Genomic DNA, 20,273 nt, shown 5'->3' with positions numbered 1-20,273 from the left:
ACCGATTGAGGCACGCAGGATATCGCCCCGGCGCATGTGCCGGGGCGTGACCTCGTTTGCATGTCATGACAGCCTCCCCGGCAAAACCGAGGAGAGATTGCCATGGCCACCGCAGCGATGGACTTGTCAGGCGGAGTTCCCGAAGAGCGTGAATTCGTCGTGGCCGAAAAGCCCGACGATGGCCTCCGCGATGCCGTGAACGTCTGGATTGAGGAGGAAAACGGCCTCTTCGCCATGCGCATCGGTGTCGAAGCAGTGGGCTCGCACTGGGATCGCCACGAGTTCTGGCTGGACGTCGCTTTCGCCGATGGCCGCTTGCTCTCCAAGCGCGGGGATGGCGATACGCACGCGCCCTACGGCGCCGACGGCCGCCCCACCGTGCGCGGCACCGGGCCGGTCCGCTTCGAATGTGTCGAGCCCTTCCGCCGCTGGACTGCGACCTACAAGGGCCAAGTGGCCGAAACCACGGCGCAGGAAATCATCGACAATCCCGGCTTCGAGGAAACGGCTTGGGCCGACCTCGAAATCGCCGTCGACATGGAAATGGCCGCGCCGCCTTGGGTGCCGGGCTCGCTCCTGCCCGAAGCCGCCGAGGCACTGGGCGGCGAGCAGGGCAGTTTCATGAGCCCGCGCTACGAACAGCTTTTCCGCTGCACCGGCACGCTGACCGTCAATGGCGAGAGCCGCCCGTTCAAGGCCAACGGCCTCCGCATCCGCCGCACCGGCTTCCGTGCCTTTGCCGGGTTTTGGGGGCATTGCTGGCAATCTGCCGTCTTCCCCAGCGGCCGCGCCTTCGGGTTCAATATCTACCCTCCGCGTGACGATGGCGGCCTCAATTACGCCGAGGGCTGGATCATCGATGCGGACGGCACGCGCACGCCCGCGCGTCCGGTGCAGGTGCCTTGGCTGCGGCGTTTCCTGACCGGGGGGGAGAACGTGTCCTTCGTGTTGGAAACCATTGACGGCCGCCGGGTCGAGATCGCGGGCGAGACGTTCATCAATATCCGCTCACGCGGCGGCCATGTGCTGCCGCCGGACTGGCCGAAGGACTTCCCGCTCGTGCAGCAGAGCCACGCGTTCTACACCTGGGATGGCGAGCGGACGACCGGCATGATCGAGCGGTCTAGCAAGCCGAGTGTGATGGAGCTTTAGGGCACAACACTCGGTTCGGATCTTCTCAAACCAACCCCCAATACTCCCCGTCGTCCCCGCGCAGGCGGGGACCCCGCTTGTTCTTTGAGGCGAGGTAAAAAGGCAGCGGGGCCCCCGCCTGCGCGGGGGCGACGGAGTGTAGGGGGGGGGCGGTTTTTATGCTGACGTCAGGGCTTTGCCGCCTCGGCCGGTTCCAGAAACACCAGGCGAAAATCCTCCCGCTCCACATCCGCCAGAGTGTGCTGGGTAAAGCGCAAAAGCCCGTCCTCCGGATGCAGGAAATCCCGTGCCCCGCCTTCGCGCGCGAGCACCGACTGGCTCTCCCACCCTTCGCGGAATTCCGGGCTTTCGTTCTGGAGCCATTCCACCACGGCGGCAACGCGCGGGTCGCTCATCACCCGGCCGTAGTCGCGGCGGAACTCGGCGAGCAGGCGCATGGCGCGGGTGTGCCAGTCGGGCAGCAGGTTGCGCGCGGCGGGGTGAGTGAAGACGTATCGCAACAAGTTGGGCGCGCTTTCGCTGTCGAACAGTCCGGCGAACAAGCGGCGCGCGGCAGCGTTGGCGGCGCAGACCGACCATGCCGGATCCAGCGCATAGGCCGGGAAGGGCAGGGCGGCCACGGCGGCGGTGATCGCGGGCGGCGCGGCCTCGCGCGAAGCGGCGAAGGGATCGGCGGGATCGCGGCGCTCGGCGAGCGAAAAGAGGTAGTCGCGCTCGGCCGGCGAGAGGCTGAGGGCACCGGCAAGGCGGCCGAGCGTTTCGGCGGAAGGGCGAACTTCGCGGCCCTGCTCGATCCAGGCGACCCATGTGGTGCCAATGGCGGCGCGCGCGGCCAGTTCCTCTCGCCGCAGACCAGGCGTGCGGCGACGGCGAGCATGCCCTTCAGGCGCGAGCCCTTCGCGTCGGGCGCGGACGAAGGCGCCCAGCAGGCGGCGTTGTTCCTCGGTGGACATGGTGCCATTTATAACAGGATAATTATCTACATTGTAACAGGCTAAATTGGGTTCATTTGAGGCGGCGAAAGGAGATCGACCATGACCGATCAGACTGAATATGCCCCGACGCAGCATGGATTGGCGAAAAGCCAGTTCGGCGAAATGTCCGCAGCCTATGTGACCAGCGCCGTCCACGCCTCTGGCGCGGATCTCGAAACCATCGCTGCCCGCGCGCTCGTCGCCGCGCCGCGCCACGCGATCGATCTTGGCGCGGGCGGTGGGCACGTGGCTTACGCCATGGCGCCCCATGCGGAGAAGGTGACGGCCTGCGATCTGTCGCCGGAGATGCTGGAACAAGTCGCTGCTGAGGCCGCGCGGCGCGGCCTTGGGAATATCGCGGTGGAAGCGGCACCGGCAGAAGCGCTGCCGTTCGCGGATGACAGCTTCGATTTCCTCGGCTGCCGTTTTTCCACGCACCACTGGCGCGATGCCGAAGCGGGCCTGCGTGAGGCGCGGCGGGTGCTGAAGGCGGGTTCGCCGGCGATCTTCGTGGACGTGGTCGCGCCGGGCGATGCTTCGGCGGACACGCACTTGCAGGCTGTGGAATTGCTCCGCGATGTCAGCCATGTGCGCGATTACACCGTAGCGCAGTGGATCGCGATGCTGGATCGCGCCGGGTTCACAGTACGTGAGGTGCGGACCGCGCGGCTGCGGATGGACTTCCCGGTCTGGACTGCCCGCATGCGCACGCCGCCAGAGCGGGTGGCGGCGATCCGGGCGCTTCAGGCGGTCGCTCCGGCTGAGGTGGCGGCGTGGTTCGGGATCGAGGCGGATGGTTCGTTCACCATCGATACGGTGACGATCGAAGCGGTTTGATTGCCGCAAAACGTTCCTCCCCCTGCGGGGGAGGGGGACCGCCCGAAGGGTGGTGGAGGGGGAATGGCGCAGTGCTGCCGAAAGCCCCCTCCGTCAGCGCTTCGCGCTGCCACCTCCCCCGGTCCCTCCGTCAGCGCTTCGCGCTGCCACCTCCCCCGGTGGGGGAGGATCTTGGGACTGCTTACTCCGGCTGCTGCACCAGACGCAGGTACGGCTTCAACGTCTCCCAACCCTCCGGATAGATCGTCGCCGCCTCGTCGTCCGACACGGCCGGAACGATGATCACCTTCTCACCATCCTGCCAGTTCACCGGCGTCGCCACGCGATGGCGGGCGGTAAGCTGCATCGAATCGAGCACGCGCAGGATCTCGTCGAAGTTGCGGCCGGTGGTCATCGGATAGCTGATCATCAGCTTGATCCGCTTGTCCGGGCCGATCACGAAGACGGTGCGCACGGTGGCGTTATCCGCCGCGGTGCGGCCTTCGGCGCCACCTTCGATCGCTTCGGGCAGCATGTTGTAGAGCTTGGCGACAGTCAGTTCGGTGTCGCCGATCATCGGGAAGTTGGGCTTGGTGCCTTGCGTTTCGGCAATGTCCTCGGCCCAGCGTTCGTGGTTGCCGACGGGATCGATGCTGAGGCCGATCACCTTGGTGTTGCGCTTGTCGAACTCGGGCTTCAAGCTGGCCATGTAGCCCAGCTCGGTGGTGCAGACCGGCGTGAAGTCTTTGGGGTGCGAGAACAGGATCGCCCAGCTATCCCCGATCCATTCGTGAAAATTGATCGGGCCTTCGGTGGTCTCTGCCCTGAAATTGGGGGCTTCGGAATTGATGCGGAGCGTCATCGCGGTCTTCCTCTCGGCGTTGGGAAGACCTTGGGGCTTCCCGAACAAGTGAAACGTCGAATTCGAGAAGCGTTATTCGCGCGATTGAGTATCCGATTCGTCGAAAGCTGGACAGAACCTTTCGTGCAGTGGTGAACACATCTTCATCCCCGCCGCAGCCACAGGCGATGAGGCGAGCCTAAAAGGAGATCACCGCCGCGCCGATGGCGTCCCAGATCCGCGCCAGTTCGTCGTCAGTGATGCAGTAGGGCGGCATGACGTAGACGGTGTTGCCCAGGGGGCGCAGCAGCACGTCGCGCTCGCGGAAGAAGGCCATCAGGCGCGGGGCAAGGTCGCTCATATAGCCGGTTTCGCCGCTGGTCTTGAGGTCCAGCGCGGCAATGGTGCCAAGCGTGCGCGGATTGTCGAAGTGGCAGAAGCGGTCCAGCTTCTCGATCCAGGCCGCCTGCTTTTCGGCTAGTGCCGAGACCCGATCCAGCACCGGTTCCTCGCGCCAGATGGCAAGGTTCGCCGCTGCCGCCGCGCAGGCGATGGGGTTGGCGGTGTAGCTGGAGGAATGGAAGAACATCCGCGCCCGGTCGGTCGAGTAATGGGCCTCGAAGATCGGCTCGCTGGCCATCGTCACCGCCAGGGGGATCGCGCCGCCGGTCAGGCCCTTCGACAGGCAGAGGATATCGGGGACCACGCCCGCCTGTTCGCAGGCGAGCAGGGTGCCGGTGCGGCCCCATGCCGTCATCACTTCGTCGGCGATGAACAGCACGCCGTACTTCGCGCAGATAGCGCGCATCGCCGCCAGCGTTTCCGGCCCGTAGAACAGCATCCCGCCGGAGCCGAGCACCAGTGGCTCGACGATCAGCGCGGCGGTATCCGGCTGGCGGCAGAGCGCTTCCAGTGCGTCCAGCGTTTCCTGCTCGGCACCGGCGGCGGGGAAGGGGATGCGGCCCACGTCGAACAGCAGCGGGTCATAAGGCCGGTTGAACACGCCGCGCGCACCCACGGACATCGCGCCGATGGTGTCGCCGTGGTAGGAATGGTCCATCACCACGATGCGGTGGCGGTTTTCGCCCTTCCAATGCCAGAAGCCGAGCGCCATCTTCAGCGCCACCTCGACACTGGTGGAGCCCGAATCCGAGAAGAACACGCGCGTCAGGCTCTCGGGCATCAGCGCGCGCAGGCCGACGGCGACTTCCTCGGCAGGTTCGTGCGTCCAGCCTGCGAAGATCAGCTGGTCCAGCTTGCCGGCCTGCTCGGCAATCGCGCCCATGATGCGCGGGTGGCAGTGGCCGTGCGTCGTCACCCACCACGAGGAGATCGCGTCCACCACCGCGCGGCCGTCCGCCGTGTGCAGCAGCGCGCCTTCGGATCGGGTGACCAGCGGCACCGGCTCCTGCAGGCCGTGCTGGGTGAAGGGATGCCAGATCGAAGAGGTCATGCTGCCCCCGTTTTCGCGACGAAATCATTGAGATCGAAATTCGCCTCGAACGCCTCGCGCAGCGTATCCGGCGTCAGCGGCGAGACGTGCGGCAGGCGGCCGAGGCGGCGGACTTTGCCCATCGCGCAGATTGTTGCCTCGCTGTCTTCCTGAGGCTCGCCGACGAAGGCCACACCCAGCACGTCGACACCGCGCGCACGCAGTGCCTCGATGGTCAGCAGCGAATGGTTGATCGTGCCCAGCACCGTGCGCGCCACCACGATCACCGGCGCCTGCCAGCGCGCGAACTGGTCGGCAAAAGTCATGCTGCGCGAAAGCGGCACCAGTGCGCCGCCTGCGCCTTCGACCACCAGCGGGCCTTCAACATGTGGCAGGGCGAGGCGGACGGGATCGATCTCCACGCAGTCGATCTCGGCGGCGCGGTGGGGCGAGCAGGGGGTGGTGAGGCGATAGGCTTCCGCCAGCACCTTTTCGCGCGGCAGGCCAGAGAGGCGGGCGACGCGATCGGCATCGCCGCCGTCTTCTTCCAGCCCGGCCTGCACCGGCTTCCAGTAATGCGCGCCAAGCGCGCCTGCGAGGGCGGCGGCGAAGACGGTCTTGCCGATTTCGGTATCGGTGCCGGTGACGATCAGGGTGCTCATAAGCCGCTCAACTAGCGCGGCATAAGTGACAGGTCACGACCTCGTAAGTCACTTCGCATCCGCTTTGGGCAAATCGACCCAGCGTGCGGCGCAATTGTCCCGGCGTCAGCGGGCGGTGATTGCCGTCGGCGGCTTGCGCGCCGATTGCTTTGAGGCCGCGCAGGAAGGCCATCGGGTCTTCGTGGCGCTCCACGTGATTTTCCACCGTGACGGCGCAGTCTCTGAAAGCCTCGACCGGCGCGAAAGCGGGGGTTCCGGCGCTCAGACCCTCGGCCGCATGGGCGGCGCGCCACTCGGCAAAGCTGCCGGGGCCGAGCGTGGTGACCATCAGGTGCCCGCCGGGCGCCAGCCATTCGGCCATGCGGGCGAGCGCCGCAGGGGCATCGTCGAACCACTGCACGGCAAGGCTGGAGCAGATCAGGTCGAACGGCCCGCCTTCGGGGGCGCCATACTCGCCGTCGAGCACGGCAAAGCGGCGGTGCGCGCTTTCGCCAAGGCGGGCGCGGCAGCGCTCCAGCATTTCGGGTGCGAGGTCGGTGATCAGCCAGTCGCCGCCGATTCCGACATTGCCGAGAGCTTCGGTAAGAAAGCCGGTGCCGCAGCCGATCTCCAGCACGCGGGGCGCGTCAGGCAGGTCCAGCGTGGCGATCCGCGCTGCCAGGGCCTCGGCCACTTCGCGTTGCACGCGGGCATGGCCATCGTAGTCGGGGGCGGCGGCGAAGGCGCGGCGGACTTTCTCGCGCGGGACGTTCATGTCAGCAGCCCCGCCAAACCGCGCACCGCTTCGGCGCAGAGTTCGGGGTCCTGGATCGGCAGGAGATGGCCGCCCGCTTCGCTTTCGATCCGGCGCACGTCGCCGCCCTCGAAGGTGGTGGCGCGCATGGGGCCGGGCAGCAGCGGGTCCTGCCCGCCTTGCAGCGAGATCACCGGCACCTTGGGCAGCGGCGCGCGGGCGTCGCGCAGGCGCAGCAGGTCGCGGCGGAGCAGGTCGGCGTCGATCTTGCCTTCGGGAACCGTGCCGCCGATCTGCTGGTGGAAGCTGGCGAGCACGCCTGCCGGGCTCTGTCCGAAACGGCGGATCATGTGCTCCACCACGCGCACTGGCACGCCCGGCTGACCGAGCGGTGCTGTGAAGCGCGCGAAGCCGTTGATCGCCACCACACCGGCAAGCCCCGGCGGCGGATCGGTGAGCATGCGGATGGTGCCGAAGCTGTGCGTCACCGCGATGTAGGCGCCGTCCACTTCGGGCGCGAAAGGCGCGCCGAAGTATCCGCGATCGTCGATCACGCTGTCGAAATCGGACAGCAGCGCGGCGAGCGGCTGCCAGAAGCTGCGATCGAACCCCCAGCCGTGCGCGAAGAGCAGCTTCACAGATGCCCCTCGATAGCGGCAAGCAGCGCGTCGATATCGGCTTCGGAGTGCGTGGCGCGCAGAGCAAGGCGCAACCGGCTGGTGCCGGGCGGCACCGTCGGCGGCCGGATCGCGGAGGCGAGGAAGCCTGCCTCCTCCAGCTTGCGGGAGAGCGCCATGGCATCGGCCTCGGCCCCTATCACGGCGGGCACGATCTGGGTGGAGGAGTCGCCATGGTCCAGCCCCAGTCTTGCCAGCCCTGCACGCAGCCGGTCGCCCAGCGCGGCAAGATGCGCGCGTTCGGCGTGCATCGTCGGCACCAGATCCAGCGCGGCATCGACCGCCCCCAGCACGGCGGGCGGCGGCGCGGTGGTGAAGATCATCCCGCTGGCGGCGTTGACGAGGTAGTCGATCAGCACTTGCGACCCGGCGATATAGGCCCCGAACCCGCCCAGCGCCTTGCTGAACGTGCCCATGATCACGTCCACGCGCCCGGGAGCGAGCGCGGAAAGACCGGCGCCGTCCGGGCCGAGTACGCCGGTGGCATGGGCCTCGTCGATATAGAGCACGGCGTCATACCGCTCGGCGATTTCAGCCAGACGCACCACATCGGCGCGGTCACCGTCCATCGAGAACACGCTCTCGGTCAGGATCAGCCGCGCGGGTGCGTCAGCGCCCTTGGTGGCGAGAAGCTGTTCGAGATGATCGAGGTCGTTGTGCCGGAACCGGTGCTGCCGCGCGCCGGACATGGCGACACCGGCATGCATGGAAGCATGGATCAGTCGGTCCGCGAACACCGCGACGCCGGGCATGGCCGCGATCAGCGCGGGGATCACCGCCGCATTGGCCTGCCAGCCGCTGGCGAACACCAGCGCCGCTTGGGCATGCTTGAACCGGGCGATCCGGGCTTCGAGGGCGAGATGTTCGGCGCTCGTCCCCGTCACCAGCCGCGAGGCGCCCGAGCCTGCGCCATGCTCCTGCGCCCACTCGCCCGCGCGCTCCACCAGCAGCGGATGGCGGCTGAGGCCTAGATAATCGTTGCTCGAAAAGTCCACGAGTTCGCGGCCATCGCGGCGGATGCGCCCGGCCGGGGCGAGGGCTGCGGGCCGCAAGATGCGGCGTTGACCCGCGCTGTCGATCCGCGCGAGCGCAGCTTCAAGGAAGGAATCGAGCCTCTTCATCGCCGCCGCCGGTATGGCAAGCGGACGGCGGAGACAATCGATATCGGCGAATAGAGTGCGCGAACGCGCCCAGCCGCATGCGTCATGTCCCGCAATCAATTGGATGATCGACGAACGGCCCAATTGCAGATAGGTTTGCCGCGAACAGGGGGAGGGGTGATGATGGACGACGGTTCCCATCACGGCGAGCAGGTCCTTCGCACGGTGCGGTCCGAAAGTGCCGCCGCGCTGTCTCCCGTCGCGGCATCGTGGTGCCGCTCTGCATTGCGCTATGGGCTGGACCCCGATGGCATGCCCGCCGTCCAGCCGATAGAGGCCGCCATGCTGGCCAGGATCCGCGAGGCGAGCGGCGCGCTTCCTCTCATTGCCGGGCCGGTGATCGACACGCTGTTCGGCAGCGTCGCGCGCAGCGGCGCCTGCCTGTTGCTGGCCAATGGCGACGGGGTGGTGCTGGACATGCGCGCCGGGGCAGCGGACCACGCACACTTCGTGTCGCACGGCCTTGCGCCCGGGGCCGACTGGGGCGAAGCGCGCGAGGGGACCAATGGCATCGGCACTTGCCTTGTCGAGCAGCGGCCCGTCACGATCCGCCGCAACGAGCACTTCGCCAGCCGCAACACCGCCGTTTCCTGCATGGCCGCCCCCGTCTTCGATCCCGAAGGGCGGGTGATGGCGGCGCTCAATGTCTCCAGCGCCCGGAGCGATCTGGACGATGCGATGGCGCTGCTGGTCGCCGCGCTGGTGCATGACGCCGCGCGCACGATCGAGCGAGACGTGTTCTGCCAGAGCTTTGCGGACGCGCGCATCGTGCTGGCGCCCGGCGAGCGTCCGGGCGGCGGCCCGTCGCTGCTGGCCGTGGACCGTGACGATCTGGTGATCGGCGCCACCCGCGCGGCTCGGCGGCGGCTGGGGCTGGAGATCGGCACCATGCTAGACCCGCGCCCGCTGGGCGACGTGCTGGGCCAGCCCGCGACGGGCGGCTTCGATGATGGCGACCGGGCCGTGCTGCGCCGGGCGCTGGCACGTGCGGGGGGCAATGTCTCCGCTGCGGCACGGCTGCTGGGAATCGGCCGGGCCACGTTCTACCGCCGGATGGAGCGTGTCGGCCTGACTGCCTGAGTGCCTAACGGCCGACGGGCAAGGCGATAGGGCTCCGACCTGTCCCGCTGCTGAGACAGGTTCGCAAAAGCACTTCCTCCGGCCCCTTGCTCGCCTGATTACGCTGTCATATTTTCCATATGCAGTTTCCCGAGGTCTCCTCCCCTCCGCAGCCTTGGGAAGCGCTGGCGCTGGCGAGACCCGTCCCTCTCTCCCATCCCCCCGCACGGGGCCTCGCCGGCGCTTTAAATTCTTTCATCGGACCCTTCGGGGGCCATGCAATCGGAGCCGCAGGCCGGTTCACGCGTTGCAACGGCATCGAAAACAATCCCGATGGGGTCGCGCTTGAAACTGCTTCTTCCCTCTTCGCTTGTGCTCTGTGCACTGCTCGCCGCTTGTAATTCCCAGCCTCGCAAGCCCGAGGCGCCGGCTTCCAGCGCTCCGGCAAACCCGCTTGCATTCGGCGATGCGCGGGATGCCGGCGCGCCCGATAATCCGGTTTTGCGTGGGCAAGTCGCGCTGGACCGGCGGGGCTTTTCGCCCGGCGTGATCGACGGCAAGGACAATGCCGCAACGGCGCTGGCGCTGCGCGGTTTCCAGCAGGCGCAGGGCCTGCCAACGACCGGCAAGTTCGACCCGGCGACGCAGCAGGCGCTGTTTGCGGGGATCGACAGTACCGGCACGCGGCTGGTGGTGATCCCGGTGGCTTTCGCGCGCGGACCGTTCCATCCCGACCTGCCGCGCGACATCGCGGGGCAGGCACGGTTTGACCACCTCGGCTACCGCAGCATGAGCGAGGCGCTGGCCGAGCGTTTCCACACCACGCCCGAAATGCTGCTTGCCCTCAACGGCCCGGGCACCGTGCTGGGCGCAGGCCGCAAGGTGCGTGTGCCTGACATTCCCGACGCCGCGCCCGCACAGATTCGGGACGACAAGACCGGCTGGGCGGATACATTGGTGCGCCTCGGCGTCAGCGGCGATCAGCCCCACGCCGATCACATCGTGGTTGACCGTTCGGACGGCGCGCTTCGTGCCTTCGACACCCAGGACCGGCTCATCGCGCAATTCCCCGTCACCACCGGCAGCGCGCACGATCCCTTGCCGATCGGCACCTGGAAAATCGTCGGCGAGGCGCGCAATCCGGACTATCACTTCAACCCGGATCTGTTCTGGGACGCGAAGAAGAGCGCCAAGGACAAGCTGCTGCAACCGGGGCCGAACGGACCGGTGGGCGTGGTCTGGCTGGACTTGTCCAAGGCGCATTACGGCATCCACGGCACGCCTGAGCCGCAGAATATCGGCAAGACCGAAAGCCACGGCTGCGTGCGCCTGACCAACTGGGACGCGGCACGGTTGGCGCAGATGGTCTCGCCGGGGACGAAGGTGGTGTTTCAGATCTGAGGGCGGCCGGTTGGGGGCGCAAACGCCCTCCCACCAACCGACGTCATCCTGAACTTGTTTCAGGATCCATCTCGCCACCTGCACCGTGCTTCGATCGGCAAGCGGAAATCGCCGCCCCTTGCGCGCGGCCGTTCCCGGCAGGCTGACAAATGGATCCTGAAACAAGTTCAGGATGACGGATTGAGGGGGAGCGACCGAGCCGCTGCCGAGGCTAGAGGATCGAAATTTCCGCCAGCCACCGCTCCACGAGCGAAGGCCATATCTCGACCGGATGCCCGATCTTTCGCAGCGCAAAGGAAATCGCTTCAACTTTCCAGCGGATACCCGGCTTCGCGCCATGCCGTCATCCCGCCGTCGAGCGCGCTGGCGCGGGGGAAGCCAAGGTCGCGCAGGGTCGCGGCGGCCAGCGTGGAGATCTTGCCGAACTCGCAGCAGGTCACGATCTTCACGGTCGGATCGCAGAGCATCGCATTGACGCGCAGTTCCAGTTGCCCGCGCGGCAGGTGCACCGCCCCGGGGACGTGACCGGCCTCGAACGCGTCCTTTTCGCGCACGTCCAGCACCACGAAGTCGCCGCGATTGGCGCCGACCCGTGCAGCCAGCTCCTCCAGCGCGATGAACGGCACGCGGGCAGCGGCATCGGCCAGCAATTGCGCCACCGTCCGCCCGCCGTTCATGTTGGTGCGCAGCGCCTCGGTCAGGTGTGTCGGCGCGGCGAGGTCCAGTTGTTGCATCATCGCCACGAATTCGGCGCGGTCGGTCTTCTGGAGGCGCGGATTTCCGGCGATCTCGGCAGCGATGGTGGAATGGGTGCGGCCCTTGTAGTCGTGTGCCGGGAAGACCAGCGTGTCTGGCGGCAAGGTCAGCAGCTTGCTGAACAGGCTGTCGAACAGGGCCTCGGGATCGCCGCTCGGCAGGTCAGTGCGTCCGGTGCCGCCGATCAGCAGGGTATCGCCGGTGAACACCCGGTCTTCCGCCACGATGCACATCGAATCGCGGGTATGGCCCGGCGTGTGCAGGGCCCGCAGCCGGAGGCTGCCGACGATCAGCATGTCCCCATCGTCCAGCCGCATGTCGGCATAAGGCGCGGGGCTGAGCCGGTTCATCACCACCGGCGCGTGGAGCAATCCGGCAAGCTCCCGGCTGGCCGAGAAGTGGTCGGCATGGGTATGCGTGTCGAGTACATAGCGCACGTGCACGCCCATCTGCCCGGCAAGGCCCATGTAGCGGTCTATCTGGGACTGTTCGGGATCGATCAGGATCGCCGCACGCGTATCCCCGCAGGCGAGGAGGTAGGACTGGCAGCCACCTGTCGCGATCTGCTCGAAGATCATCGGCATCTTCCCCGGCAAGAGTGGCGTATTCTTGCCCCTCATCGGCGTGGGCAACAAGGGCGCGAGTCCGTTTCGGGCGCATATCTTTCGGATATCCCGGCGGGATTCCGTGCCGGCCCGCGCGCCGGGCAGGCAGTTCCGGACGGGGCGAGCCATGGCCGGGGTGGACCGAATCCGCCCGTCTTGCCTTGGGCGGTACGGGAATCCTAACCCTCGGCGTCCCGATCCCGATTTTCAGATCAAGGACATGTCATGAAATTCGCATCCGCCGCGCTTGCGGTTCTCGCCGGCGCCAGCGCGCTCGCCGCCACGCCCGCCATGGCCAGCGTCGTGACCGCAGAGGCCAATCTGGCCCGCTCCGAAGGCGACTGGGGCGGCGAACTGGCAGTGGGGGTTCCCGTAGTCCAGGATGGCGGGTTCGAGATCACGCCCGGCGTCGGCCTGTTCTTCCACGACCGCGACCACCCGAACTACTACCACGACAATGGCGATTGCTTCAGCAAGCAGAGCGGCAATCAGGTTTCCGGCGGCAAGTGCGACAATTCCGGCACGACCATCTTCGCCAAGCTGGAGGCGACCTATCGCCTGCCGATGTCGCTCGCGGTCGGCGTGGGGGCGCGGCTGACGGGCGACAACCTGCGTCCTTACGGCACCGTATCGATGCCGGTGTTCCCGCATCTCAATCTCAAGGGGAATGTAGGCGATCACTACCTTGCGGCGGGGTTGCAGGCGCGGTTCTGAGCGGCTTGGTTTCGTCCTTGCGCGGGGGGAGCCGTAGGGGGAATCCCCCTCCTCCCGCTCATCCTGAGCCTGTCGAAGGAAGGATGGAGGCTTCGCGCCACGCCTCGGGGGCTTCGACAAGCTCAGCCTGAGCGGGATTGAGAGGGGGGCACTTCGTGCTGCCACGTCCCTTGCAGGGGAGGATTTACCCCTCCAGCAGGTCGATATACGCGATCACATCGTTGTCGGTGGCGATGAACAGGCCGTCCTGCACGTCTTCGGTCTGCTGCGCGGCGATCTCCATGGCTTCCCACAGCGAGCCGTAGAAAATCGTGGTCACGCCGCCGCCCTCAGGGCCGCCGTCGAGGTGACAGAGGCGCACGCTGGCCTCGCCGCTGGTGGTGCGCATCAGTCGTCCCCGCCTTCATGGTCCGCGCGTTCGCGCTTCGCGCCGTCGACGGTGCGGTCGATCCGGGCGATCTCCGCCTCGGTTGCCCGGCGTTCGCTCTTGCTGCGGCCGTGTTGCGCGCGGTTGGTCTCTGCCTGCGCTTTGGTCTCCGCTCTGGCTTTCGCCTTGCGGGCCATGCGCAGGTTGATGATCTCGGCCATGAGATCCTTCTACGCCTCAACAGGCGCGGTGGTAACCCCGAGATCGGGCAGCCCGACCGAGCGCTTGCCCGAAAAGTCGGTGCGCACGACGATCAGGCCGTCCTTTTCCAGATAGTCCAGCAGGCGCTGCACGCGGCGCGGGCTGCTGGTGCCGTAGATGCGCGCCAGCACCATGTCGTCCGGGCAGGGCTGGTCTTCCATGGCGGCGCGCGCGATCAGGTAGAACGGCGCCAGAGCATCGTCCGGCACGTGCTTGGCCAGATTGAACAGGTCGAACCAGCGCTCGTCCTCCGGATCCTCGATCCCCGCGAGCGCGGCGGCGAAGCCCCGGCGGAACATCGTTGCATCCAGCCCGCGAACGGAGATGCCCTTCATCCGGCAGCGGATCGTGAAGTCCTGGAACAGCGTGGTGGAAGGCTGGAACGCGCAATCGTCGTCGTTCGCCATCGCATTGAGAATTTCGAGCATCGCCGCGCGGTTTTCCTCCGGCTCCGGCTCCGGCCGCTCGGGGCGGGCAGGCGGCGCGGCGGCGATCGTGGGCGAGGCGGCGATCGATTCGGACAAATCCTCGACATCCATGGCCGGGCGCGGGGGCGGGCGGTGGAAGTCGGGGCGCTCGGGCTCGACGTGGAGATTGTCGTGCAGCAGCTCGCGCAGTTCGTCGGTCGTCGCGGTGGGCAGCGGGGTGAGCCCCGGCGTCACCGACTTGGCGCCCGTGCGCACGGTGCCGATGTTGACCGCCAGCGGACGGCGGCTGATCGCCGGGCCAAGGCCGAGGAACTGACCGCGCGCAAGGTCGCGGATCGCTTCGGCCTGCCGCCGCTCCATGCCGAGCAGGTCGGCGGCGCGGATCATGTCGATGTCCAGGAAGGTGCGGCCCATCAGGAAGTTCGAGGCTTCGGCCGCCACGTTCTTGGCCAGCTTGGCCAGACGCTGGGTGGCGATCACGCCCGCCAGGCCGCGCTTGCGGCCACGGCACATCAGGTTGGTCATCGCCGCAAGGCTGACGCGGCGCGCTTCCTCGGTCACTTCACCCGCCGCGGCGGGCGCGAACATCTGCGCCTCGTCCACCACCACCAGCACCGGGTACCACTGCTCGCGCGGGGCATCGAACATGGCGTTGAGGAACTGCGCGGCGCACTTCATCTGCTGGTCGATCTCCAGCTCGTCGAGCGCGAGGACTACCGAGGCGCGGTGCTGGCGGATGCGCGCGCCAAGGCGGGCGATCTCGCTTTCGGCATAGGCCGCGCCGTCGATCACCACATGGCCGAATTCCTCGGCAAGGCTGACGAAGTCGCCCTCGGGATCGATCACGACCTGTTGCACGATCGGGGCCGATTCTTCGAGCAGGCGGCGCAGCAGGTGCGACTTGCCGGACCCGGAATTGCCCTGCACCAGCAGGCGGGTCGCGAGAAGTTCCTTGATGTCGATCTCGATCGGCTGGCCGTCCGGCGTCTGTCCGATCACGATGTTGGCGCTCACGAGGGCCTATTGGCAAAGGCGGGCGGCGCGGCGCAAGGGGCACCACCCCTTTATCCATAGGTAGCCACCCGAATGGCACCCGCCGCCCCGTCCGGCCTATGATCGCGGCGGCAGCGGGAGCGCGTCGGCGTGGCGGATCCAGTGAAGCGCAGGGTATTGAAGTCCGGAGCGGAATGCGCCGATAGGGCCGATCTGTCGCAGGCGCTGGACCGACTGGCCGAGGCCCATCGCGATCTGGCCGAAGCGCATGCGACTGCCGATGCCGCGCGGATGCTGCTGCGCGATGCCATCGATTCGCTGGCCGACGGATTCGCCCTGTTCGATGCCGAGGACCGGCTGGTGCTCTGCAACGAGGCCTTTTTCGGGATGTTCCCGTGGTTCGAGTCTTTGCGCCATGCGAGTGCCGTGCCGGGGCCCTCGTTCCTCGATCTCGCCCGGCAGATGGCGGAGGCGGGGGCCACTATCGGCGCGCGCATCGCGCCCGAGCGCTGGCTGCAAGACCGCGTGGCCCTGCACCGCGAGGCGCGCGGCGCGCATGTGCAGGCGCTGGCCGACGGACGCTGGATCCAGATCAACGAGCTGCGCACGCGCGAAGGCGGCATCGTCGGCATCTATACCGATGTCACCACGGTCAAGGCGGAGGACGCCCGCCAGCGTGCCCGCGAACTGGGTGAGCGCAACCTTGCCTTGCAGGCCACGCTGGACACGCTGTCCGAAGGGGTTTGCCTGTTCGACGCGCATCGCCGGCTTCAGGCGTGGAACCAGGGGGTCGATATGCTGCTTGGGTTCGACGGGCCCGGCCGCGGCGAGGGCGAACGCCCGCCGATCGCCACGCATGACGTGCTGGTGCGCTGGTGCGTCGAGCGGGGCGGGCTGGACCGGCCCGAGGCGCTGGAATGGCGCGTGGGCGGCGGCGCACGCGTGGTGGCCGATTGTCGCATGTTCGCGGATGCCGAGGGGCAGCGGCATATCACCGTGCGCTCGGTGCCGCTGGGCAGCGGGGGCATGGTCTTCACGTTCGACGACGTGACCGATCAGGTGCGCTTCCGCCGCTCGCTGACCGAGACGGCCGAGACGCTCGAACGCCGCGTGGCCGAACGCACCGCCGAACTGGTGGAGGTCAATCACCGGCTGGTCGCCGCTACCGAAGCGGCGGAAAGCGCCAACCGTTCGAAGACCAGTTTCCTTGCCGGGGCCAGCCACGACCTGCTCCAGCCGCTCAATGCCGCGCGATTGTTCGTTTCGGCACTCGACGGCGAGGCCATGCCCGAGCGGCCCCGCGTGCTGGTGCGGCAGGCGGCCTCGGCGCTCGATTCGGTGGAGGACTTGCTGGAGGCGCTGTTCGAGATATCGCGGCTCGATGCCGGGGCGATCCATCCGGAGGTCGCGGCCATGCCGCTGACGCCGCTGCTGGCAGCGTTGGAGCGGGAATTCGCGCCCTTGGCGGAAAGCGGGGGGCTGGCTCTGGTCGTGCCGGTAAGCGCGGTCTGGGTCCGCTCGGACACGCGCCTGCTGCGCCGGGTGCTGCAAAACTTCATCTCGAACGCGATCCGCTATACCGAGGCGGGCCGGGTGGCGATCGAACTGGCCGAGAGCGACGGCGAAGTGGTGGTCACCGTCCGCGACACCGGCCCCGGCATCGCCGAGGCCGAGCGCGAGGCGATCTTCGAGGAATTCCGACGCCTCGACGCCACGCGCCGGGTGCCGGGCAAGGGGCTGGGCCTTGCCATCGTGCGCCGGGTTTCGGCCATGCTGGGCCACGAACTGGGGCTGGAGAGCACGCCGGGGGAGGGCTCCGCCTTCTCGGTCCGCCTGCCGCGCGCGGAGCCGCCGGGCGATTCTCTGGCCGATCCTGCGGCGGCGGGGGATGAGGGCGATCGCTCACGTTCCGGCCGAGCGGGGCCGCGCGGCGCGCTGGTGCTGGTGATCGACAATGAGCCGGCGATTCTGGCGGGCATGGCGGCGCTGCTGGAGAACTGGGGGCTGGAAGTCGCCACCGCGGGCGGGCCAGACGATCCGGCGTTGGAAGCGGTTCTGGAACGGACGCCTGCGATGGTGATCGTGGACCATCACCTTGACGACGGCGTGACCGGCGAGACGGTCGTGGCGGAGCTTCGCCTGCGGCTGGGGCGGGAATTGCCCGCCTGCCTCGTCACTGCCGACCGCAGCGAGGCGTTAAAAACTCGCGCCGCCGCTCTGGGGCTGCCGCTGTTCACCAAGCCGGTAAAACCGGCCCGCCTGCGCGCACTGCTGCGGCAGCTGGAGGTACTTTGATGTCGGGATCGTGTCCATCCCGACTTTCACCTCAACTCCGCTCATCCTGAGCTTGTCGAAGGATGGAAGCCTCGCGCCCCACCTCGGGGGCTTCGACAGGCTCAGCCTGAGCGGGGCTGGGAGGGGGCAGGAAATGATCTCATGTAGGGGAGCGCGAACATCTCCAGCCCCGACTCCGCTCATCCTGAGCTTGTCGAAGGATGGAGGCCTTGCGCCCCGCCTCGGCGGCTTCGACAGGCTCAACCTGAGCGGGGCTGGGAGGTGGCAGGAAATGGTCTTGTGTTAGGGGGCGCGAACATCTCCACCCCCACTCCGCTCATCCTGGGCTTGTCGAAAGATGGAGACCTCGCGCCCCGTCTCGGGGGCTTCGACAGGCTCAGCCTGAGCGGGGCTGGAAGGGAGCAGAAAATGGTCTTGTGTTGGGGAGCGCGAACATCTCCAGCCCCAACTCCGCTCATCCTGAGCTTGTCGAAGGATGGAAGCCTCGCGCCCCACCTCAGGGGCTTCGACAGGCTCAGCCTGAGCGGGGCTGGGAGGCTGCAGGAAATGATCTCCTGTTGGGGAGAGCGAACATCTCCACCCCCACTCCGCTCATCCTGAGCTTGTCGAAGGATGGAGACCTCGCGCCCCGTCTCGAGGGCTTCGACAGGCTCAGCCTGAGCGGGGCTGGGAGGGGGCAGGAAATGATCTCCTGTTGGGGAGTGCGAACATTTCCACCCCCACTCCGCTCATCCTGAGCTTGTCGAAGGATGGAGACCTCGCGCCCCGCCTCGGGGGCTTCGACAGGCTCAGCCTGAGCGGGGTTGGGAGGGGGCAGGGGATGATCTCGTGTTGCGGAGCGCGAACATCTCCAGCCCCAACTCCGCTCATCCTGAGCTTGTCGAAGGATGGAGGCCTCGCGCCCCACCTCGGCGGCTTCGACAGGCTCAACCTGAGCGGAAACGAGAGAAGCGCACCGCACAATTCGAAGCGGGCCCTCTTAGGCCAACCCTAATCCCCCAGCGCCGCACGCACTCGCGCTCGCAAATCGGGCAGAACTTCCGCCTCGAACCACGGATTCTTCCCCATCCACAACCGGCTCCGCCATGCCGGATGAGGCAGCGGAAACAGCCCTTCCGGCGCCTCGCGCCACCGACGGACGGCCTCGGTCAAATTGGGTGCAAAGCCGCGCGGGAGGTAAAGTTTCTGCGCATATTGGCCCACCAGCAGCGTAAGCCGCACCTCGGGCAGCGCAGCGCGCAAAGGCCCGTGCCACAGCGGCGCGCATTCCGGGCGCGGAGGCAGGTCGCCGCCGACACCCTTGCCGGGATAGCAGAAGCCGCTGGGCATATGGGCCACCCGCGCGGGATCGTAGAACGTCTCCGGCGATAGACCGGTCCAGTCGCGCAAGCGGTTGCCGCTGTCGTCGTCCCAGGCAATGCCGCTGGCGTGGACTTTGCTGCCCGGCGCCTGCCCGATCACCAGAATGCGCGCGCCCGCGCCCGCCTGCACCACCGGGCGCGGTTCGTGCGGGAGGCTTGCCGCGCAGACACGGCAGGCCCGGATCGCGCGGAGCAGGGCATCGATGTCGGCAGGCGTATCGGTCACGGGAGGCAAATGGCGCTCCCCGATCCCCGCCGCAAGCCTTGGGTGATCGCGGGGCTCGCCGGGAACGACAACGCTTTCCGGCACTTGTTCAGATACGGAGGTTCCGCATGAACGAGCTTGTGCCGATTTCCCATTGGTCCGCGCTGCTTCTCGGACTGTTCACGCTCTTCACCAGCCTTGGCGAATTGCGTCGGCCGGGCCACTGGCAGAAACTGCTGGACGAGATCACGCGCTCGCCCGCGCTGCAACTCCTGACGGCCATGATCGAGTTCCCCGTCGGCGTGGCGATCTGGTTCCTCAACCCGTGGCCCTCACCCGACTGGCTGTCGCGCGTGATGAACGTGATCGGCGTGCTGATGGGGGCGGAGGCGCTGCTGATCCTTGCCATTCCCGACCGCTACCTCGGGGTCTGGATCAGGCGGTTCAGCCCCCTGTCGAGAGTATGGGCGTGGATTTCGGCCGCCTTCGGGCTTGCGCTGATCGCGGCGGCCCTCATCAATCGCTGAATATCATCCCGCCACGCGCATGGTCATCAGCGAGGAGGAGTAAGGCGCGATCAGTTCCGCCGCCCGCTTCCATTCGCCGCGCAGCCAGAGGTCGTGCGCGGCCGGATCGGCGGGCAGGATCACCGGCATGGTGTCGCGCCCCTCGCTGCGCAGTGCTGCATTGGCGGGGCAGGTGAGCAGCGCGAAGCTGGGCACTTCGCTGTCCTTCCACACCGCCGCCATCGCGAAGATCGGCTGGTCGGACGTGCCGAACCAGCATTGCCGCCGCTTGCCGTCGCGCGGGTCCGCCTTGCCCCATTCCATGAAGGCGGTGGCGGGGACGAGGCAGCGGAATTCGCTGTTGCGGAGGTTGCCGGTCCAGAACGGACTGCCCGGATTGCGGACCGTGAGAATGCCGTGGCGGCGCTCGTCGAACGCGGCGGGCGGCGGGGGCACGCCCCAGAGGCGCGGGATCATGCGGCGGGGGAGGCGGTGCTGCGGACGCGGACCCGCCACGAACTCGCGCCCCATGGTGATGACGGGCGCGAAGCCACCGGCGGAAATCGGGCCGCCGCTCCACGGATCATTGCCCGCTTCCGCGCCCATGGCACGGGCGACTTCGGAGGCGGGCGCGTCGAGGCGATAGATTACCGGCATGTCTCGTTGGCGGTCTAGACGCCTGTAAACGCCGCGTCTATTGTCCCCGCCATCCCCGGGGAGCTTGTGCCCAAGGCTTTCGAATCCCGAAAGCCGAACGGAAACAAATGGCTGAGAGGGGCAGGTCACGCTGCCCGACCCGTTGAACCTGAACCCGTTAACACGGGCGGAGGGAAGGGCGGGCCACAGGACTATTCTGTCGCGACCTTTCTTTCGTC

Annotated in this window: 20 protein-coding genes and 1 riboswitch; of the genes, 7 read left to right on the top strand and 13 right to left on the bottom strand. The window is 67.5% G+C overall.

All coding sequences use genetic code 11. The annotated features are described in order from the left end of the window. The first annotated feature begins 102 nt into the window (after positions 1 to 102). A complete protein-coding gene (locus EDF56_RS11015; RefSeq protein WP_132387226.1) occupies positions 103 to 1,152 on the top strand; it encodes a hypothetical protein in 1,050 nt (349 codons plus the stop codon). A gap of 167 nt (positions 1,153 to 1,319) precedes the next feature. Here EDF56_RS11015 and EDF56_RS11010 read toward each other — a convergent pair whose 3' ends face one another. After that, positions 1,320 to 2,105, bottom strand: a complete 786-nt coding sequence (locus tag EDF56_RS11010; protein ID WP_132387224.1) for a helix-turn-helix transcriptional regulator — start codon at positions 2,103 to 2,105, stop codon at positions 1,320 to 1,322. 81 nt (positions 2,106 to 2,186) lie between these two features. Here EDF56_RS11010 and EDF56_RS11005 point away from each other — a divergent pair, with 81 nt between their 5' ends. Then, positions 2,187 to 2,963 carry a class I SAM-dependent methyltransferase gene (locus tag EDF56_RS11005; protein WP_132387222.1) on the top strand — a complete coding sequence of 259 codons (777 nt, stop codon included), beginning with the start codon at positions 2,187 to 2,189 and terminating at the stop codon, positions 2,961 to 2,963. Positions 2,964 to 3,144: 181 nt separating this feature from the next. Here the strand turns inward: EDF56_RS11005 and EDF56_RS11000 are convergent, their stop codons facing one another. From EDF56_RS11000 to bioF, 6 genes are all read right to left on the bottom strand, one after another. Beyond that, positions 3,145 to 3,804, bottom strand: coding sequence for a peroxiredoxin (locus EDF56_RS11000; RefSeq protein WP_132387220.1), 660 nt, complete (start codon positions 3,802 to 3,804; stop codon positions 3,145 to 3,147). Positions 3,805 to 3,982: 178 nt separating this feature from the next. Beyond that, positions 3,983 to 5,236, bottom strand: a complete 1,254-nt coding sequence (locus EDF56_RS10995) for an adenosylmethionine--8-amino-7-oxononanoate transaminase (protein WP_132387218.1) — start codon at positions 5,234 to 5,236, stop codon at positions 3,983 to 3,985. Next, the gene (gene bioD, locus EDF56_RS10990) at positions 5,233 to 5,877 is read right to left on the bottom strand and encodes a dethiobiotin synthase (protein ID WP_132387216.1); all 645 of its coding nucleotides are present in this window, start codon (positions 5,875 to 5,877) and stop codon (positions 5,233 to 5,235) included. Before bioD ends, EDF56_RS10995 begins: the two co-directional genes overlap by 4 nt. Before the next feature lie 7 nt (positions 5,878 to 5,884). Next, positions 5,885 to 6,631, bottom strand: a complete 747-nt coding sequence (locus EDF56_RS10985; RefSeq protein WP_132387214.1) for a methyltransferase domain-containing protein — start codon at positions 6,629 to 6,631, stop codon at positions 5,885 to 5,887. Further along, entirely contained in the window at positions 6,628 to 7,248 is a 621-nt protein-coding gene (locus EDF56_RS10980; RefSeq protein ID WP_132387212.1) for an alpha/beta hydrolase, read from the bottom strand. Before EDF56_RS10980 ends, EDF56_RS10985 begins: the two co-directional genes overlap by 4 nt. After that, the gene (gene bioF / locus EDF56_RS10975) at positions 7,245 to 8,408 is read right to left on the bottom strand and encodes an 8-amino-7-oxononanoate synthase (RefSeq protein WP_132387210.1); all 1,164 of its coding nucleotides are present in this window, start codon (positions 8,406 to 8,408) and stop codon (positions 7,245 to 7,247) included. Before bioF ends, EDF56_RS10980 begins: the two co-directional genes overlap by 4 nt. Positions 8,409 to 8,570: 162 nt before the next feature. Between bioF and EDF56_RS10970 the strand changes: the two genes are divergently transcribed. Together EDF56_RS10970 and EDF56_RS10965 are read left to right on the top strand one after the other, a co-directional pair. Next, positions 8,571 to 9,527, top strand: coding sequence for a GAF domain-containing protein (locus tag EDF56_RS10970; RefSeq protein WP_132387208.1), 957 nt, complete (start codon positions 8,571 to 8,573; stop codon positions 9,525 to 9,527). Positions 9,528 to 9,839: 312 nt separating this feature from the next. Then, positions 9,840 to 10,907 carry a L,D-transpeptidase family protein gene (locus tag EDF56_RS10965; protein ID WP_132387206.1) on the top strand — a complete coding sequence of 356 codons (1,068 nt, stop codon included), beginning with the start codon at positions 9,840 to 9,842 and terminating at the stop codon, positions 10,905 to 10,907. Positions 10,908 to 11,212: 305 nt separating this feature from the next. On the opposite strand, the gene EDF56_RS10960 is transcribed toward EDF56_RS10965, so the two are convergent. Then, positions 11,213 to 12,247 (bottom strand): MBL fold metallo-hydrolase, encoded by a 1,035-nt coding sequence (locus EDF56_RS10960; protein ID WP_243652537.1) that lies wholly within the window; start codon positions 12,245 to 12,247, stop codon positions 11,213 to 11,215. Between the two features lie 246 nt (positions 12,248 to 12,493). Here EDF56_RS10960 and EDF56_RS10955 point away from each other — a divergent pair, with 246 nt between their 5' ends. Then, a complete protein-coding gene (locus EDF56_RS10955) occupies positions 12,494 to 12,982 on the top strand; it encodes a hypothetical protein (RefSeq protein ID WP_132387202.1) in 489 nt (162 codons plus the stop codon). A gap of 184 nt (positions 12,983 to 13,166) precedes the next feature. On the opposite strand, the gene EDF56_RS10950 is transcribed toward EDF56_RS10955, so the two are convergent. The 3 genes from EDF56_RS10950 to EDF56_RS10940 are packed head-to-tail and all read right to left on the bottom strand — an operon-like array spanning position 13,167 to position 15,052. Beyond that, positions 13,167 to 13,370 carry a hypothetical protein gene (locus tag EDF56_RS10950; RefSeq protein WP_132387200.1) on the bottom strand — a complete coding sequence of 68 codons (204 nt, stop codon included), beginning with the start codon at positions 13,368 to 13,370 and terminating at the stop codon, positions 13,167 to 13,169. Further along, on the bottom strand, positions 13,370 to 13,570 hold the full coding sequence (locus EDF56_RS10945; RefSeq protein WP_132387198.1) for a DUF4169 family protein: 201 nt from the start codon (positions 13,568 to 13,570) through the stop codon (positions 13,370 to 13,372). The genes EDF56_RS10950 and EDF56_RS10945 overlap by 1 nt, the downstream gene beginning before the upstream one ends. 9 nt (positions 13,571 to 13,579) lie before the next feature. Then, complete coding sequence (locus tag EDF56_RS10940) at positions 13,580 to 15,052, bottom strand: ATP-binding protein (protein ID WP_132387196.1); 1,473 nt, start codon at positions 15,050 to 15,052, stop codon at positions 13,580 to 13,582. Between the two features lie 129 nt (positions 15,053 to 15,181). Here EDF56_RS10940 and EDF56_RS10935 point away from each other — a divergent pair, with 129 nt between their 5' ends. Beyond that, the gene (locus EDF56_RS10935; RefSeq protein WP_243652536.1) at positions 15,182 to 17,326 is read left to right on the top strand and encodes a PAS-domain containing protein; all 2,145 of its coding nucleotides are present in this window, start codon (positions 15,182 to 15,184) and stop codon (positions 17,324 to 17,326) included. A 990-nt stretch (positions 17,327 to 18,316) separates the two neighbouring features. Here the strand turns inward: EDF56_RS10935 and EDF56_RS10930 are convergent. Then, a complete protein-coding gene (locus EDF56_RS10930; RefSeq protein ID WP_132387194.1) occupies positions 18,317 to 18,913 on the bottom strand; it encodes a uracil-DNA glycosylase family protein in 597 nt (198 codons plus the stop codon). Positions 18,914 to 19,020: 107 nt separating this feature from the next. Here EDF56_RS10930 and EDF56_RS10925 point away from each other — a divergent pair, with 107 nt between their 5' ends. Then, on the top strand, positions 19,021 to 19,419 hold the full coding sequence (locus EDF56_RS10925; protein ID WP_132387192.1) for a hypothetical protein: 399 nt from the start codon (positions 19,021 to 19,023) through the stop codon (positions 19,417 to 19,419). Between the two features lie 3 nt (positions 19,420 to 19,422). On the opposite strand, the gene EDF56_RS10920 is transcribed toward EDF56_RS10925, so the two are convergent. Next, positions 19,423 to 20,055 (bottom strand): SOS response-associated peptidase family protein, encoded by a 633-nt coding sequence (locus tag EDF56_RS10920; protein ID WP_132387190.1) that lies wholly within the window; start codon positions 20,053 to 20,055, stop codon positions 19,423 to 19,425. Between the two features lie 46 nt (positions 20,056 to 20,101). Continuing rightward, positions 20,102 to 20,247: riboswitch (TPP riboswitch) on the top strand. The last annotated feature ends 26 nt before the right edge of the window (positions 20,248 to 20,273 follow it).

The sequence above is a fragment of the Novosphingobium sp. PhB165 genome (genome assembly GCF_004341845.1).
Lineage (GTDB): Bacteria > Pseudomonadota > Alphaproteobacteria > Sphingomonadales > Sphingomonadaceae > Novosphingobium.
Note: the sequence above shows the minus strand (reverse complement) of the source record. Positions and strands in the feature narration are given on the sequence as shown.

What these genes read in the sequence shown, in the direction of transcription:
- EDF56_RS11015 (WP_132387226.1), top strand. Translation starts at nt 103, where the DNA reads ATGGCCACCGCAGCGATGGACTTGTCAGGCGGAGTTCCCGAAGAGCGT.
- EDF56_RS11010 (WP_132387224.1), bottom strand. Translation starts at nt 2,105, where the DNA reads ATGTCCACCGAGGAACAACGCCGCCTGCTGGGCGCCTTCGTCCGCGCC.
- EDF56_RS11005 (WP_132387222.1), top strand. Translation starts at nt 2,187, where the DNA reads ATGACCGATCAGACTGAATATGCCCCGACGCAGCATGGATTGGCGAAA.
- EDF56_RS11000 (WP_132387220.1), bottom strand. Translation starts at nt 3,804, where the DNA reads ATGACGCTCCGCATCAATTCCGAAGCCCCCAATTTCAGGGCAGAGACC.
- EDF56_RS10995 (WP_132387218.1), bottom strand. Translation starts at nt 5,236, where the DNA reads ATGACCTCTTCGATCTGGCATCCCTTCACCCAGCACGGCCTGCAGGAG.
- bioD (WP_132387216.1), bottom strand. Translation starts at nt 5,877, where the DNA reads ATGAGCACCCTGATCGTCACCGGCACCGATACCGAAATCGGCAAGACC.
- EDF56_RS10985 (WP_132387214.1), bottom strand. Translation starts at nt 6,631, where the DNA reads ATGAACGTCCCGCGCGAGAAAGTCCGCCGCGCCTTCGCCGCCGCCCCC.
- bioF (WP_132387210.1), bottom strand. Translation starts at nt 8,408, where the DNA reads ATGAAGAGGCTCGATTCCTTCCTTGAAGCTGCGCTCGCGCGGATCGAC.
- EDF56_RS10970 (WP_132387208.1), top strand. Translation starts at nt 8,571, where the DNA reads ATGGACGACGGTTCCCATCACGGCGAGCAGGTCCTTCGCACGGTGCGG.
- EDF56_RS10965 (WP_132387206.1), top strand. Translation starts at nt 9,840, where the DNA reads ATGGGGTCGCGCTTGAAACTGCTTCTTCCCTCTTCGCTTGTGCTCTGT.
- EDF56_RS10960 (WP_243652537.1), bottom strand. Translation starts at nt 12,247, where the DNA reads ATGCCGATGATCTTCGAGCAGATCGCGACAGGTGGCTGCCAGTCCTAC.
- EDF56_RS10955 (WP_132387202.1), top strand. Translation starts at nt 12,494, where the DNA reads ATGAAATTCGCATCCGCCGCGCTTGCGGTTCTCGCCGGCGCCAGCGCG.
- EDF56_RS10950 (WP_132387200.1), bottom strand. Translation starts at nt 13,370, where the DNA reads ATGCGCACCACCAGCGGCGAGGCCAGCGTGCGCCTCTGTCACCTCGAC.
- EDF56_RS10945 (WP_132387198.1), bottom strand. Translation starts at nt 13,570, where the DNA reads ATGGCCGAGATCATCAACCTGCGCATGGCCCGCAAGGCGAAAGCCAGA.
- EDF56_RS10925 (WP_132387192.1), top strand. Translation starts at nt 19,021, where the DNA reads ATGAACGAGCTTGTGCCGATTTCCCATTGGTCCGCGCTGCTTCTCGGA.
- EDF56_RS10920 (WP_132387190.1), bottom strand. Translation starts at nt 20,055, where the DNA reads ATGCCGGTAATCTATCGCCTCGACGCGCCCGCCTCCGAAGTCGCCCGT.